Genomic DNA, 15,038 nt, shown 5'->3' on the forward strand with positions numbered 1-15,038 from the left:
CAAGCTCGCTCCTACAGTGGGTGGGCTTATATTTCTCAAACTAAAAAGTAGTCGCGGCCTTCGACCTGCCCCCGGCGTAGCGGGTTCCGCGTGCAGTAGGGCGCATAACCTGCATCGACGAATCGATACATCAGGTGTTCATCCCGACCACTGGGGATGCCCAGGCGGGTGGCCTGGATGATTTGTGTCGGTGCCTGGCCCACGTCCTCGACGTACAACAGCTCCTGATCAAAGCGCTTGGCGTCCCACATTGACACTTTCAGGCCCAGGGCCTTGCACAGCAGGGTCTGCCCGGCACACAGCCTTTGGGTGGGGCGTGGCCGGCCACTGGCGTCCGGGTTATTCAATAGCATCTGCGCCAGGCTGGCCCGGCCGGACAACTCATCGACCCAGGGATAGGCCGATTTGATCAGCACCGCGTTGCCCGGCCCCTGGGCGCTGAAGTTCAGCGAGTCACCGCCACGGGCGTAGTACATATAGATGTGGCCGCCATCCAGAAACAAAGCCTTACGCTTTTCTGTGTAGCCCAGTGAGGCATGGCTACCTTTTTCGGCCACGTAATAGGCTTCGGTTTCAATAATTCGCGCCGAGAGCCACAAATCGCCGACGCGGTGACGAATGACTTTGCCAAGCAAATCCCGCGCTAGCTGCTGCGCGTCACGGTCGAAAAAGCTGTCGGGCAGGGCATTGACGGGGATCGGGGGCGCAAGACTGGGCATGTCGGTCGGGGGGGAGGCAGCTAAATGTGACAGGATGATAACAACTCCAGCCTTAATTCCTCCTGAACAGCGAGTATTTACAGTTCATTTCGACCATCCGCCCCTCACCGCTGTCCGTAGGGCGGCGCGACAGCTATAATCTGCCGCTTTCCTCTTTGCCAAGACCCCACCAGACCATGACTGAGTCCGTTCTTGACTACATGACCCGCCTGGGTCGCGCTGCCCGACAGGCCGCGCGGTTGATCGCCCGTGCGAGCACCGCGCAGAAGAATCGTGCGCTGCTGGCCGCTGCCGATGCTTTGGATGCTTCGCGCTTCGAGCTAAGTGCTGCCAACGAGCAAGACCTGGCCAACGGCCGGGCCAATGGTCTGGAACCGGCATTGCTGGATCGCCTGGCGCTGACGCCGGCACGTATCGACGACATGATCGAAGGTCTGCGTCAGGTGGCCAAGCTGCCTGACCCCATCGGTGAAATCCGCGACATGCGTTACCTGCCGTCAGGTATCCAGGTCGGCAAGATGCGCGTGCCCCTGGGCGTGATCGGCATCATCTATGAGTCGCGGCCGAACGTGACCATCGATGCCGCGAGCCTGTGCCTCAAGTCCGGTAACGCGACGATCCTGCGGGGCGGCTCCGAGGCGATCAATTCCAACCGAGCCATCGCCGCGTGCATTCAGCAGGGCTTGGCCGTGGCTGATTTGCCGGCCGAAGTGGTGCAAGTAGTCGACACCACTGACCGCGCCGCCGTTGGCGCGCTGATCACCATGCCCGAATTTGTCGACGTGATCGTCCCGCGGGGTGGCAAGAGCCTGATCGAACGCGTCAGCCGCGATGCCAAGGTGCCTGTGATCAAGCACCTGGATGGCGTTTGCCATGTGTTTATCGATGTCGCCGCCGACCTCGACAAGGCCATCCGCATTGCCGACAACGCCAAGACTCATCGCTACGCCCCGTGCAACACCATGGAAACCCTGCTCGTGCACACAGGCATCGCGGAGCGGGTGTTGCCGCCGCTGGCTGCGATCTACCGTGACAAGGGCGTGGAGTTGCGCGGTTGCGAGCGTACCCGTGCGCTGCTCGGTACGGACGTGATCGAAGCCACCGAACAGGATTGGTACACCGAGTACACCGCGCCAATCCTGTCGATTCGCATCGTCGACGACCTGGACCAAGCCATCGAACACATCAACACCTACGGTTCCAAACACACCGACGCCATTGTCACCGAGCATTTCAGCGATGCCCGACGTTTTCTCAACGAAGTGGACTCCGCTTCGGTGATGGTCAACGCCTCGACGCGCTTTGCCGACGGCTTCGAGTATGGCCTGGGCGCGGAGATCGGTATTTCCACCGATAAACTCCATGCGCGCGGCCCGGTTGGCCTGGAAGGCTTGACCAGTGAGAAGTACGTGGTCTTCGGTGACGGTCATGTGCGCACTTGATGGGTAAACGCATCGGGCTGCTCGGTGGCACCTTCGATCCCGTGCACATCGGCCATTTGCGCAGTGCCCTGGAAGTGGCGGACGCCCTCGGGCTGGATGAGCTGCGCCTGATACCCAATGCCAGGCCTCCTCATCGGGATACCCCACAGGTTTCGGCGCTCGACCGTTTGGCAATGGTCGAATGTGCCGTTGCCGGTATATCGCCGCTGGTGGTGGACGACCGCGAACTCAAGCGCGATAAACCGTCCTACACTATCGACACCCTGGAGCAGACGCGGGCCGAGTTGGCTGCCGACGACCAGTTGTTTCTACTTTTGGGCTGGGACGCATTTTGCGGCCTGCCCACTTGGCATCGCTGGGAAGAATTGCTCCAGCATTGCCACATCCTGGTGTTGCAACGCCCGGATGCCGACAGCGAACCGCCGGATGCCTTGCGCAACCTGCTGGCCGCGCGGTCGGTAAGTGACCCCTTGGCCCTGACCGGGCCGAACGGGAATATTGCATTCGTCTGGCAGACCCCGCTTGCGGTGTCTGCCACCCAGATCCGTCAACTGCTGGCCAGCGGGAAGTCGGTACGTTTCCTGGTGCCTGACGCGGTCCTGGCCTACATCGATGCGCACGGGCTTTACCGTGCGTCGAACTGAAAAGGCGCGCTTGAACGCACGAACAGTCGTGCAGCGAGCGCCCGAACATACGAGCAAAACGAGTTTTTTATGACGAACAAAGACGTAAGCAAAGTTAAACGCAAAGGCACGTTCAAGAGCGCCCCGCTGCCAGTAGAGGCGCACACCGGCCCTGAACTCGCCGGCGAAGAGCTGGTGAAGGTTGCTGTAGCGGCTCTGGAAGACGTGAAGGCCCAGGACATTCAAGTCCTGGACGTACGCGAAAAGCAGAGCATCACCGACTTCATGATCATCGCCACCGGTACTTCCAACCGTCAGATCGGCGCGATGCTGGACAAGGTCCGCGAAGCCGTCAAAGCCCAAGGCGTCAAGCCGCTGGGTGAAGAAGGCAAGGGCGACAGTGATTGGGTACTGCTGGACATGGACGACGTTATCGTCCACATGATGACGTCCAACGCCCGTCAGTTCTACGACCTGGAGCGTCTGTGGAAAGGTGCCGAGCAGAGCCGTGCCGCCGATGGCAAGCACCACAGCCCTGAAGTCGGTCACGCGCATTTCGACAAGCTCAATAAAGACCAGGAATAAGGAACGGCTGTGCGCCTGCGTCTGATCGCTGTCGGTTCACGCATGCCCAAGTGGGTGGAAGAAGGCTGGCATGAGTATGCCAAGCGTCTGCCATCCGAATTGGCGCTGGAACTGGTGGAAATACCGCTCAATACCCGCGGCAAGAATGCCGACGTGGCGCGCTTTATCCGTCAGGAAGGCGAGGCCATGCTGGCCAAGGTCGGCCCCAATGAGCGGATTGTCACCCTTGAAGTGCACGGCAAGCCCTGGAGCACCGAGCAACTGGCGGTAGAGCTGGATCGCTGGCGCCTGGATTCGCGCACGGTGAATTTCATGGTCGGTGGCCCTGAAGGGCTGTCGCCGGAAGTCTGCGCGCGGGCCGATCAGCGTTGGTCGCTGTCGCCCCTGACGCTGCCACATCCGTTGGTGCGGATTCTGATGGGTGAACAGCTGTATCGCGCCTGGACAGTCCTGTCCGGGCACCCTTATCACAAATAGTCTGCGCCCTACCTGATGACCCAGCCGATCCGCATCAAGGACCATGAGAAAGACGCACGCCTGGTGCGCGGTCGGGTCGTGTTCGGCGCGATCCTGGTTGCGGTTTTGACGGGGGTGCTGATCGCTCGCCTGTATTTCCTGCAGGTGATCCAGTACGAATATCACTCCACGTTGTCGGAAAACAATCGGGTGCATGTCCAGCCTATTCCACCGACCCGTGGGCTGATTTTCGACCGTAATGGTGTGGTGATAGCGGATAACCGGCCCAGCTTCAGCCTGAGCATGACCCGCGAGCGTTCCGGCGATTGGCAACAGACCCTCGACGTCATTGTTGAGGTATTGCAGCTGACTCCAGAAGATCGGGCGATCTTCGAAAAGCGTATGAGGCAAGGGCGTCGGCCTTTCGAACCGGTGCCGATTCTGTTTGAGCTGACTGAAGAGCAAATCGCCAGGATCGCGGTGAACCAGTTCCGCTTGCCAGGTGTTGAGGTGGTGGCACAGTTGGTGCGTCATTACCCACAGGGAGCACACTTTGCCCATTCCGTCGGCTACATGGGGCGGATCAACGAGAAAGAGCTGAAGTCCCTCGATCCGGTCAACTACAGTGGCACCCACCATATCGGCAAGACCGGTATCGAGCGTTTCTACGAGCCCGAACTGCACGGCCAGGTGGGTTACGAAGAAGTCGAGACCAACGCTCGCGGCCGAGTATTGCGGGTGCTCAAGCGTACCGACCCGATCCCCGGCAAGGACATTGTCCTGAGCCTGGACATCAAGTTGCAGGAAGCTGCGGAGATGGCCCTGGGGGGGCGCCGTGGTGCAGTGGTGGCGCTGGACCCGAACACTGGCGAAGTACTGGCGATGGTCAGCCAGCCGAGCTTCGATCCCAACTTGTTCGTGACCGGGATCAGCTTCAAGGCCTACGCCGAGTTGCGCGACTCCATTGACCGGCCGCTGTTCAACCGGGTACTGCGCGGTTTGTACCCCCCGGGCTCGACCATCAAGCCGGCGGTGGCCATTGCAGGCCTGGACTCCGGAGTAGTGACGGCTTCGAGCCGGGTTTACGATCCGGGCTATTACCAGTTGCCCAACTACGATCACAAATACCGTAACTGGAACCGTAGCGGCGACGGTTATGTGGATCTGGATACGGCAATCATGCGTTCCAACGACACCTATTTTTATGACCTGGCCCACAAGCTGGGGATTGATCGCTTGTCGGTCTACATGGGCAAGTTCGGTCTCGGTCAGAAAGTCTCCCTGGATATGTTCGAAGAGTCTCCTGGCCTGATGCCATCCCGGGAGTGGAAGCGTGCTACCCGTCGCCAGGCCTGGTTCCCGGGTGAAACCCTGATCCTCGGTATCGGCCAGGGCTACATGCAGGCAACTCCGTTGCAATTGGCCCAGGCCACGGCGCTGGTGGCCAACAAGGGTAAGTGGAACCGTCCGCACCTGGCCAAGACCATCGAGGGTGAAAAGCCGGTGGATGAAAACCCGATCCCGGACATCGTCCTGCGCGACCCGTCCGACTGGGCCAAGGTCAACCATGGCATGCAGCAAGTGATGCACGGCGCCCGGGGTACCGCGCGCAAGGCGGCAGCCGGCGCGCAATACCGGATCGCCGGCAAGAGCGGTACCGCCCAGGTGGTAGCGATCAAGCAAGGCGAGCGATATGACCGTTCCAAGGTTCAGGAGCGTCACCGCGACCACGCCTTGTTCGTAGGTTTCGCCCCGGCGGATAACCCGCAAATCACTGTGGCAGTCATGGTGGAAAACGGCGAGTCCGGTTCCGGCGTGGCAGCTCCGGTGGTGCGCCAGATCATGGACGCCTGGTTGCTGGGCGAAGACGGCAAACTCAAGCCCGAGTACGGCGCCAACCCCTCAAGCTCGGAGGCTAAGGCCCGTGAAGAGTAATTTTGACCGCATCCTGTCCAGCGAAGATGTGATGCGCCGTCGCGCCACTTTTCTGCAGCGCATACACATTGATGGCCCGTTGTTGATCCTGCTGCTGACATTGGCTGCCGGCAGCCTGTTTGTGTTGTATTCGGCCAGCGGCAAGAATTGGGACCTGTTGATCAAGCAGGCGTCTTCGTTCGGCCTGGGCCTGTTGTCGATGGTAGTGATTGCCCAGTTGGAGCCACGCTTCATGGCGCGCTGGGTGCCCCTGGGTTATGTGGTGGGTGTATTGCTGTTGGTGGTGGTGGATGTCATGGGCCACAACGCCATGGGGGCGACCCGCTGGATCAACATTCCAGGGGTGATTCGCTTCCAGCCGTCGGAGTTCATGAAGATCCTGATGCCAGCGACGATCGCCTGGTACCTGTCCAAGCGCACCTTGCCACCGCAGCTCAAGCATGTGGGGGTCAGCCTGATATTGATCGGTGTGCCCTTTATCCTGATCGTGCGCCAGCCGGACCTCGGTACCTCGCTGCTGATCCTGGCGGGCGGCGCGTTCGTGCTGTTCATGGGCGGTTTGCGCTGGCGCTGGATCCTCAGTGTGCTGGCGGCTGCTGTGCCGGTGGCGGTGGCCATGTGGTTTTTTTTCATGCACGACTATCAGAAGCAGCGGATCCTGACCTTTCTCGACCCCGAGAGCGACCCATTGGGCACCGGCTGGAACATCATCCAGTCCAAGGCTGCCATCGGTTCCGGCGGTGTCTTCGGTAAAGGTTGGTTGCTGGGTACTCAGTCACACCTGGACTTTTTGCCCGAAAGTCACACCGACTTTATTATCGCGGTGATGGGCGAAGAGTTCGGCCTGGTGGGGATTTGCGTGCTGTTGCTGATCTATCTGCTGTTGATTGGTCGCGGCCTGGTGATCACGGCCCAGGCCCAGACGCTGTTCGGAAAATTGCTCGCCGGTGCGCTCACAATGACTTTTTTTGTTTACGTTTTCGTCAACATCGGTATGGTCAGTGGCCTGTTGCCGGTAGTTGGGGTGCCGTTGCCATTCATTAGCTACGGCGGAACTTCGTTGGTGACATTGCTGTCAGCGTTTGGGGTTTTGATGTCGATCCATACCCATCGTAAGTGGATCGCACAGGTTTGAATAAGGTGAAGATGTCAATGCAAGTAATGCGCGGCTGGGCTGCTCGATACGCGCCCCGTGTAGGCTTGATAGGCCTGCCGCTCTGCCTGCTGGGGCCCGTTATGCAGGCAGCGCAAGCCGCTGACTATGACGGCTCGCCCCAGGTCGCCGAATTTGTCGGCGAGATGACCCGTGACTATGGTTTCGCCGGTGAGCAACTGATGGGCGTGTTCCGCGAAGCCCAGCGCAAGCAGTCGATCCTGGACGCCATCTCCCGCCCGGCCGAGCGCGTGAAGCAGTGGAAGGAATATCGCCCGATGTTCCTCACGGATGCCCGCATAGCACGAGGTGTGGACTTCTGGCGCCAGCATGAAGCGGTGCTGGCCCGCGCCGAGCAGGAATACGGCGTGCCGGCTCAGGTGATTGTCTCGATCATCGGTGTCGAAACCTTTTATGGCCGCAACACTGGCAGTTTCCGGGTGATCGACGCGTTGTCGACCCTGGGCTTCGATTACCCGCCTCGCGCCGAGTTCTTCCGCAAGGAGCTGCGCGAATTCCTGCTACTGGCCCGCGAAGAGCAGGTCGACCCGCTGACCCTCAAAGGCTCCTACGCCGGTGCCATGGGCCTGCCGCAGTTCATGCCGAGCAGCTTTCGCGCCTATGCAGTAGATTTTGACGGTGACGGTCATATCAATATCTGGAGCAACCCCGATGATGCCATCGGCAGCGTCGCCAGTTACTTCAAGCAGCATGGCTGGGTGGCCGGCGAATCGGTGGTGATTCGCGCCGATGTCACAGGCGATCACGCCGATGAAGGCCTGACCCAAGGTATCGAGCCGGTCAAGACTGTCGGGGAGTTGCGGGCATTGGGCTGGTCAAGTCATGATGCGCTACGCGATGATAGGCCGGTTACGGCTTTCCGCCTGGAAGGCTCGGACGGCCCTGAGTACTGGATGGGCTTGAAAAATTTCTACGCAATTACGCGTTATAACCGCAGTGTGATGTACGCCATGGCCGTGCATCAGCTGTCAGACATGCTGGTACAAGCACGGGGCGTCAAGTAATGCGGGTATCGCCGATCAATAAACCCCTGAAGCTGGTGGCACTTGCTGCATTGTCATTGCTGGTGGCCAGTTGTTCCACCAACACCAGCACCAGTCGAGCTCCAGCGCAAAAAACCAGCGGCACTGCTGTGCGTTCGGCACCTGGCCTGGACATCAATCGCGCCCACAAAGATGGCGCGCCGTGGTGGGACGTTGATGTCTCGCGGATCCCGGACGCCACGCCGACCCTGCACACAGGGCCCTACAAGGCCAACCCGTATACCGTGCTGGGCAAATCCTACTTTCCGCTGCAGGAATCCAAGACCTACGTCCAGTCCGGTACTGCTTCCTGGTACGGCACCAAGTTCCATGGCCAGAACACGGCCAACGGCGAAGTCTATGACCTGTACGGCATGAGTGCGGCCCACAAGACCTTGCCGTTGCCCAGCTACGTCAAGGTGACCAACCTGGACAACCAGCGCACGGTGATCCTGCGGGTCAACGACCGTGGGCCGTTCTATTCGGACCGGATCATCGATTTGTCCTACGCAGCCGCGAAAAAACTGGGTTACGCCGAAACCGGTACCGCCCGGGTCAAGGTCGAGGGCATCGATCCACAGCAATACTGGGCGGCGCGTGGCAAGCCGGCGCCGTTGATGCTCAACGAGCCGAAAACCGCGCAGTCGCACATTGCTCAAGCGGGCAAGGTCGAGCAGTGGACTCCACCGGCGCAGCAACACGCAGCGCCTGTGGTGGCCGTACCTCAAGCGGCGGCTGGCAGTGCAGCCGATGGTCAGTACCTGCAAGTCGGGGCTTTCGCCAACCCGGATGCGGCAGAACTGTTAAGGTCCAAGCTCAGTGGGATGGTCAGCGCCCCGGTCTTTATCAGCTCCATCGTGCGTAACCAACAGACCTTGCACCGGGTCCGCCTGGGGCCGATCGGTTCGCCGGGTGAGATCCAGCAAGTGCAGAACAGCGTGCGTCTGGCCAACCTGGGGCAGCCCAGTGTGGTCAGTGCAGAATAAGCAGTACCTTAATTGATGGTTCAGGCTCGCTTGCGGGCTCGGACCCTGGTTGTTGGCTCGTTGAACAATAAAACCCAGGGGCAAGGGGTGAGCGGGCAACCGAACGCGGGACAGTCTGGAAACGGGCTGTCTGAATAGTTTTGCCCGCGAGGGCAAGTTTCCATAAGCAATTTCGAGAGACGGATGAACATCACTACCTTAGCCAAACGCCTGTGCCTGCTTGTCCCGCTGATCATCACGCCTGCTGCCTGGGCGGTCGAAATGATGCCAGCGCCACCACAATTGGCCGCCAAGTCCTATGTGCTCATGGATGCCGCCAGCGGCAACGTGCTGGTCGAGAACAATGGTGATCAGCGCCTGCCGCCGGCCAGCCTGACCAAGTTGATGACGGCTTATATTGCGACCCTGGAAATCCGTGGCGGCCAGATCGGCGAAAACGATCCGGTGACTGTCAGCGAAAACGCCTGGCGCACCGGTGGTTCGCGGATGTTCATCAAGGTCGGTACCCAGGTGACCGTCAGCGACCTGCTGCATGGCATCATCATTCAGTCCGGCAACGACGCCAGCGTGGCCCTGTCCGAGCACATCGCCGGCAGCGAAGATGCATTCGCCGACATGATGAACAAGACCGCGGCTGACCTGGGGATGACCAACAGTCACTTCATGAACCCGACTGGCCTGCCGAACCCGGAGCACTATTCGTCGGCTCATGACATGGCGATCCTGGCTCGCGCGATCATTCGTATCGACCCTGTGCACTACGCGATCTACTCGCAGAAAGAGTTCTTGTGGAACGGCATCAAGCAGCCAAACCGCAACCTGCTGCTGTGGCGTGACAAGACCGTTGACGGTCTGAAAACCGGTCACACCGAAGAAGCCGGCTACTGCATGGTGTCTTCGGCCGTACGTGACGGCCAGCGTCTGATTGCCGTGGTGTTCGGTACCAATAGCGAGCAGGCCCGTGCGGCCGAGACGCAAAAGCTGCTGACTTACGGTTTCCGTTTCTTCGAAACCCAGACCTTCTACCAAAAGGGCGCCGAACTGGCTCAGGCTCCGGTGTGGAAAGGCGCGACCTCGCAAGTCAAGGCCGGCCTGGCTGGCGACCTGACCCTGACCATGCCGAAAGGCCAGTTGAAGAAGCTCGCCGCCAGCATGACCATGAACCCGCAGTTGGTCGCACCGATCGCCCAGGGTGATGTCATCGGTAAGGTCGAAGTGAAGCTGGATGACAAGGTGGTGCACAGCGCCGACCTGATTGCCCTCGAGGCTGTCGACGAAGGTGGTATCTTCCGCCGCGTGTGGGATAGCATCCGTCTATTCTTCTACGGCTTGTTCAACTGATAGTGTGCACCTGCAAAGCCTCGCGTTGATCCGCGGGGCTTTGCCCGTCGCCACGGCTTACCGCTTACGAGGCCGTTACGCCATGACCGATACCGAAGTTAAGGCACCAAAGATCGAATTCCCAGTGACTGATTATCCAGTCAAGGTGATCAGCGATACAGGTGTGGGCAACAAGGACAAGATCCTTGAGATCGTCAAGAAGCACGCGACGATCAATGACAACCGTGTGGACGAGCGCTCCAGCTCCAACGGCAAGTACACCACGATTCAGTTGCACATCGTTGCAACTGATCAGGACCAGCTCTACAACATCAATAGCGAACTGCGGGCTACCGGCTTCGTGCACATGGTGTTGTGATGTCACAGGTTCTGGGCTTTCGCGAGCTCGGCCAGATGGCTTACGAGCCTGTCTGGCATGCCATGCAGCGGTTTACCAATGAGCGTGGCTCTACTGGCGATGATGAAATCTGGCTGGTGGAACACCCGCCTGTCTTCACCCAGGGGCAGGCCGGCAAGGCTGAGCACCTACTGCTTCCGGGTGATATCCCGGTGGTGCAGGTCGACCGAGGTGGCCAAGTGACTTACCATGGTCCCGGGCAGCTTGTCGCTTATTTGCTGCTGGATGTGCGCAAGCTGGGTTTTGGCGTGCGCGATCTGGTCAGCCGCATGGAAACCTGCCTGATCGAATTGCTGGCCAGCTATGGCGTAACCGCGGCGGCCAAGCCCGATGCCCCGGGCGTGTATGTCGACGGTGCGAAAATCGCCTCCCTGGGCCTGCGGATCCGCCACGGTTGCTCCTTTCATGGCCTGGCCTTGAACGTGGACATGAACCTGGCACCGTTTCAACGGATTAATCCCTGCGGTTACGCCGGGCTGGCGATGACCCAGCTGAGCGATCACGCAGCACCAATAGAATTTGCCGAGGTAAGTGCCCGGCTGCGCGCGCAGCTCGTCAAACACCTCGACTATGCTGAGCAGACGACCCTGACGGGCGGAATCGACTGATATGACTACTGATGTTGTGCAAACCATGATCCCGACGCTGGACATTACCGAGCGCCCGGCCCCGCGTGCCAAGGTGGAAGCCGGCGTCAAGCTGCGCGGCGCCGAGAAGGTTGCACGCATTCCGGTGAAGATCATTCCGACCACCGAACTGCCGAAAAAGCCTGACTGGATTCGCGTGCGCATCCCGGTTTCGCCGGAAGTCGACCGGATCAAGGCCCTGCTGCGCAAGCACAAGCTGCACAGCGTCTGCGAAGAAGCGTCCTGCCCGAACCTGGGCGAGTGCTTCTCCGGTGGCACCGCGACCTTCATGATCATGGGCGACATCTGCACCCGTCGTTGCCCGTTCTGTGACGTCGGCCACGGCCGTCCGAAGCCGCTGGACGTCAACGAGCCGGAAAGCCTGGCCATTGCCATCGCCGACCTGAAACTGAAGTACGTGGTGATCACCTCGGTAGACCGCGACGACCTGCGTGACGGTGGTGCCCAGCACTTTGCCGACTGCATCCGCGAAATCCGCAAGCTGTCACCGAACGTGATGCTCGAGACCCTGGTCCCGGACTATCGTGGCCGGATGGATGTAGCCCTGGAAATCACCGCTGCCGAGCCGCCAGATGTGTTCAACCACAACCTGGAAACCGTGCCGCGCCTGTATAAGGCCGCGCGTCCGGGTTCGGATTACCAGTGGTCGCTGACCCTGTTGCAAAAATTCAAGCAGATGATGCCGCACATCCCGACCAAGTCCGGCTTGATGCTGGGCCTGGGGGAAACCGACGATGAAGTGATCGAAGTCATGAAGCGCATGCGCGAACACGACATCGACATGCTGACCTTGGGCCAATACCTGCAGCCGTCCCGCAGCCACTTGCCAGTGCAGCGTTTTGTGCATCCGGACATCTTCGCCTGGTTCGCCGAGGAAGGTTACAAGATGGGCTTCAAGAACGTCGCCTCGGGGCCGCTGGTACGTTCCTCGTACCATGCTGACGAGCAGGCGAAACTGGTCAAGGCCAGCTTGGTTTCCTGAGCATGAGCGCTGCGGTACCGGCGTTGCGCGCTGAAGGGGTGATCGGCCTGATTGCTCCCGCCGGGCCTGCCACTCTGGATACCGCGAAGGCGCAGCAATGGATGCATGCCCGTGGCTACACGCTACGAGTATTCCCTGGCGTCGGCCAGCGGGACGGTTATCTGGCCGGCAGCGACGAGGTGCGGCTCAATGACCTGCACGCTGCCTTTGCCGACCCTGAAATTGATGCCATCTTCTGTCTGCGCGGCGGCTATGGTTCCCCGCGATTGCTGGACCGCCTGGATTTTCATCTGTTGGCGGCCAATCCCAAGCCATTCGTAGGTTATAGCGATATCACCGCGTTGCATCTGGCGATCAATCGTTATGCTGGCTTCGTCACGTTTCACGGGGCGATGCTCAATGCCGACCTGCTAGGCGAGAAGCAGCAGCCCACTGAGTCATCGCTGTTCAGCTTGTTGCGTGGACAACTAGGCACCGGCAGTGTGCTGGCGCATCCGGTGGCTTATCCGCTGACCACCCTCGAGCCTGGTATCGCCAGCGGGCGCCTGTTGGGTGGCAACCTGTCGATGATCGCCGCAACCCTGGGCACGGCCTACGAGATCGATGCCGAGGGCATCATCCTGTTTATCGAAGACGTCAATGAGCCGCTGTACCGCATCGACCGCTTGCTGACCCACTTGCACTTGGCCGGCAAACTGGCTCAGGTAGCGGGTGTGGTGGTGGGTGATGTGGCGGGTGTGGATAACTCAGCGCTTGAAGGTTTGCTCAGGCAGACCTTTGCACCGTTGTGCATTCCGGTGTTGTCCGGCTGGCGCAGCGGGCACTGCGATCCCAACCTGACATTGCCAATGGGCGCGCTGGTGCGGTTGGATGCGGGGGAGAAGAGGTTGGTGTTGGAGCAAGATGTGGTGCTCAAACCCTAGAGCCCTGGTCGTTTGATCTTGGGTATTCCCACGCAGAGCGTGGGAATGCTCATGGCCTCAGCGGTTCTGCAGCGACTCCAGCAGCTTCACCGTCGGGTAGCCATCCGCTGGCCAGCCCAGCGCTTGCTGTGCCGCACGGATCGCCTTGCGCGTATTGGCGCCGATAATCCCGTCCGGGTTGCCCGTGTCATAACCCTTGGCGCTGAGCACCGTCTGCAGTTCGATGCGCTGGGAGCGACTCAGTGGCCGCTCATCTTTTGGCCAATCGCCACGAATCACACCGCCACCGCCAAACCGCTCCGACAGCAGACCAACTGCCAGCGCATAGGACGACGAATTGTTGTACTTGAGGATTGCGCGGAAGTTATCCAGCACCAGGAACGCCGGGCCGCGATAGCCCGCAGGCAGCAGCAGGGCGGCGGACAAATGCTCGACGTTGGCTGGCATGCTGGCGTCGGCCGGCAGTTGGACTCCCAGTTTCAGCCATTCGGCGACGGTCTTGCGCACGCCACCATCAGCCAGGGCGTAATCAAAGTTCAACGGCAGTTGTTGCACCTCAAAGCCCCAAGGCTGGCCTTTCTGCCAACCGGAGCTTTGCAGATAGTGCGCGGTGGAGGCGAGGGCGTCGGCCTGGCTATTCCAGATGTCGCGGCGACCGTCGCCATCGAAATCCACGGCGTGGGTGTCATAGGTGGTCGGAATGAACTGGGTCTGCCCCATGGCTCCAGCCCAGGAGCCGCGCATCTGGTCAGCCGGGATGTCGCCGTGCTGGATGATTTTCAGGGCTGCCAAGAGCTGCGCCAGGGCGAACGCCGGGCGACGGCCTTCATAGGCCAGGGTCGCCAGGGAGCGGATCACCGAGTTATTGCCCTGGAACTGGCCGAAGTTGCTTTCCATGCCCCACACCGAGACCAGTGCCTGGCGGTCGACGCCATAGCGCTGTTCGATGCTTTGCAGCAGCTCGGCATTTTTGATCAGCAAGGCCTGGCCGTTACGTACCCTCAATGGCGACAGTGCACTGTCGAGGTATTCCCACACCGGCCGGGAAAACTCCGGTTGACTGCGATCGGCGCGGATCACGGCCATGTCGGGGCTGACGTTGGCGAATGCAGTGTCGAACACCGCTGGGGTAATGCCGGCTTTCAAAGCTTCAACGCGAAAACCGGCCTGCCATTCGGCGAAGGTCTGCGTGGGTTGGATGTCAAGATTGTCTACCGCCAATGGCGCAACCACGGCAGGAGCGGTCACCGCTGCAGTCTGCACGGTCGGTAGGGGTTGAGCGTCTGCAGCGGTAGGTTTTTCCGCGCAGGCGACTAACAGAATGAGGCTGGAGGCAGCGATCAATTGGCGAAGGTGCCAACGACGGGAAAGACTAGAGGGCATGCACAAGTCCAGAAAAAACGAATCAGGTGCAGACCTTATCATGCCGGAGGGGCGCTTGACTTCATGCAGCCAGAAAGTAAGAAGCCTCCCAGCTATTAGACTGGAAGGCTTCGCGGCGGTAGCTGCCTTTGCCCTTGCTGGCACGTTCCTGGCGGCTGCGGAACAGGGGTTGGGCGATGATGGATTTGGCCTTGTTTGGGCCATGCGTTGATGGCTTTTTGCTCATGACATGTACTCTCAAGGTGGGTAATTGCGGGACGAATCATCTGCCGAAGTTTGGATTCTGTCTAGCCCCCGCTGCCGAGGCACGAGGCTGCGATAAGGACCGAAGGACCTTCAACAATCTCAAGGCCCCACACGACTGCTACGCAGCCGATCGCAGGCTGCGCCAGCGGCTACAAGTGATCGGTGGTCGACGGTCCT

The 15,038-nt window shown here is 60.2% G+C and carries 16 protein-coding genes; 13 read left to right on the top strand and 3 right to left on the bottom strand.

Annotated features, from left to right (window positions below):
* Positions 1-35: 35 nt before the first annotated feature.
* Entirely contained in the window at positions 36-719 is a 684-nt protein-coding gene (locus GIR22_RS23240) for a DNA-3-methyladenine glycosylase (protein ID WP_154745609.1), read from the bottom strand.
* A 176-nt stretch (positions 720-895) separates the two neighbouring features.
* Here GIR22_RS23240 and GIR22_RS23245 point away from each other — a divergent pair, with 176 nt between their 5' ends.
* From GIR22_RS23245 to GIR22_RS23305, 13 genes are all read left to right on the top strand, one after another.
* The gene (locus tag GIR22_RS23245) at positions 896-2,161 is read left to right on the top strand and encodes a glutamate-5-semialdehyde dehydrogenase (protein WP_154745610.1); all 1,266 of its coding nucleotides are present in this window, start codon (positions 896-898) and stop codon (positions 2,159-2,161) included.
* Entirely contained in the window at positions 2,161-2,805 is a 645-nt protein-coding gene (gene nadD / locus GIR22_RS23250; RefSeq protein ID WP_154745611.1) for a nicotinate-nucleotide adenylyltransferase, read from the top strand. Before GIR22_RS23245 ends, nadD begins: the two co-directional genes overlap by 1 nt.
* A gap of 69 nt (positions 2,806-2,874) precedes the next feature.
* Positions 2,875-3,369 (top strand): ribosome silencing factor, encoded by a 495-nt coding sequence (rsfS, locus tag GIR22_RS23255; RefSeq protein ID WP_154745612.1) that lies wholly within the window; start codon positions 2,875-2,877, stop codon positions 3,367-3,369.
* Positions 3,370-3,378: 9 nt separating this feature from the next.
* Positions 3,379-3,846 carry a 23S rRNA (pseudouridine(1915)-N(3))-methyltransferase RlmH gene (rlmH, locus tag GIR22_RS23260; protein ID WP_178122434.1) on the top strand — a complete coding sequence of 156 codons (468 nt, stop codon included), beginning with the start codon at positions 3,379-3,381 and terminating at the stop codon, positions 3,844-3,846.
* Positions 3,847-3,861: 15 nt separating this feature from the next.
* The gene (mrdA, locus tag GIR22_RS23265) at positions 3,862-5,760 is read left to right on the top strand and encodes a penicillin-binding protein 2 (protein WP_154745613.1); all 1,899 of its coding nucleotides are present in this window, start codon (positions 3,862-3,864) and stop codon (positions 5,758-5,760) included.
* Positions 5,761-5,791: 31 nt separating this feature from the next.
* Complete coding sequence (gene rodA, locus GIR22_RS23270; RefSeq protein ID WP_154745627.1) at positions 5,792-6,895, top strand: rod shape-determining protein RodA; 1,104 nt, start codon at positions 5,792-5,794, stop codon at positions 6,893-6,895.
* 5 nt (positions 6,896-6,900) lie between these two features.
* Positions 6,901-7,938: a lytic murein transglycosylase B gene (mltB, locus tag GIR22_RS23275; protein WP_377663732.1), complete on the top strand. Its 1,038-nt coding sequence runs from the start codon at positions 6,901-6,903 to the stop codon at positions 7,936-7,938.
* Positions 7,938-8,942: a septal ring lytic transglycosylase RlpA family protein gene (locus tag GIR22_RS23280; RefSeq protein WP_154745615.1), complete on the top strand. Its 1,005-nt coding sequence runs from the start codon at positions 7,938-7,940 to the stop codon at positions 8,940-8,942. Before mltB ends, GIR22_RS23280 begins: the two co-directional genes overlap by 1 nt.
* 183 nt (positions 8,943-9,125) lie before the next feature.
* Positions 9,126-10,283, top strand: coding sequence for a D-alanyl-D-alanine carboxypeptidase family protein (locus tag GIR22_RS23285; protein ID WP_154745616.1), 1,158 nt, complete (start codon positions 9,126-9,128; stop codon positions 10,281-10,283).
* An 82-nt stretch (positions 10,284-10,365) separates the two neighbouring features.
* Positions 10,366-10,641: a DUF493 domain-containing protein gene (locus GIR22_RS23290; RefSeq protein WP_154745617.1), complete on the top strand. Its 276-nt coding sequence runs from the start codon at positions 10,366-10,368 to the stop codon at positions 10,639-10,641.
* The gene (gene lipB / locus GIR22_RS23295) at positions 10,641-11,288 is read left to right on the top strand and encodes a lipoyl(octanoyl) transferase LipB (protein WP_154745618.1); all 648 of its coding nucleotides are present in this window, start codon (positions 10,641-10,643) and stop codon (positions 11,286-11,288) included. The genes GIR22_RS23290 and lipB overlap by 1 nt, the downstream gene beginning before the upstream one ends.
* Position 11,289: 1 nt before the next feature.
* The gene (gene lipA, locus GIR22_RS23300; protein WP_154745619.1) at positions 11,290-12,309 is read left to right on the top strand and encodes a lipoyl synthase; all 1,020 of its coding nucleotides are present in this window, start codon (positions 11,290-11,292) and stop codon (positions 12,307-12,309) included.
* Between the two features lie 2 nt (positions 12,310-12,311).
* Positions 12,312-13,232 (top strand): S66 peptidase family protein, encoded by a 921-nt coding sequence (locus GIR22_RS23305; RefSeq protein WP_154745620.1) that lies wholly within the window; start codon positions 12,312-12,314, stop codon positions 13,230-13,232.
* Positions 13,233-13,289: 57 nt separating this feature from the next.
* Here GIR22_RS23305 and GIR22_RS23310 read toward each other — a convergent pair whose 3' ends face one another.
* Both GIR22_RS23310 and arfA read right to left on the bottom strand, forming a co-directional pair.
* A complete protein-coding gene (locus GIR22_RS23310) occupies positions 13,290-14,615 on the bottom strand; it encodes a lytic murein transglycosylase (protein ID WP_154745621.1) in 1,326 nt (441 codons plus the stop codon).
* Positions 14,616-14,676: 61 nt separating this feature from the next.
* The gene (gene arfA, locus GIR22_RS23315; RefSeq protein WP_154745622.1) at positions 14,677-14,841 is read right to left on the bottom strand and encodes an alternative ribosome rescue factor ArfA; all 165 of its coding nucleotides are present in this window, start codon (positions 14,839-14,841) and stop codon (positions 14,677-14,679) included.
* Positions 14,842-15,038: the final 197 nt, after the last annotated feature.

The sequence above is a fragment of the Pseudomonas karstica genome (assembly GCF_009707515.1).
GTDB lineage: Bacteria > Pseudomonadota > Gammaproteobacteria > Pseudomonadales > Pseudomonadaceae > Aquipseudomonas > Aquipseudomonas karstica.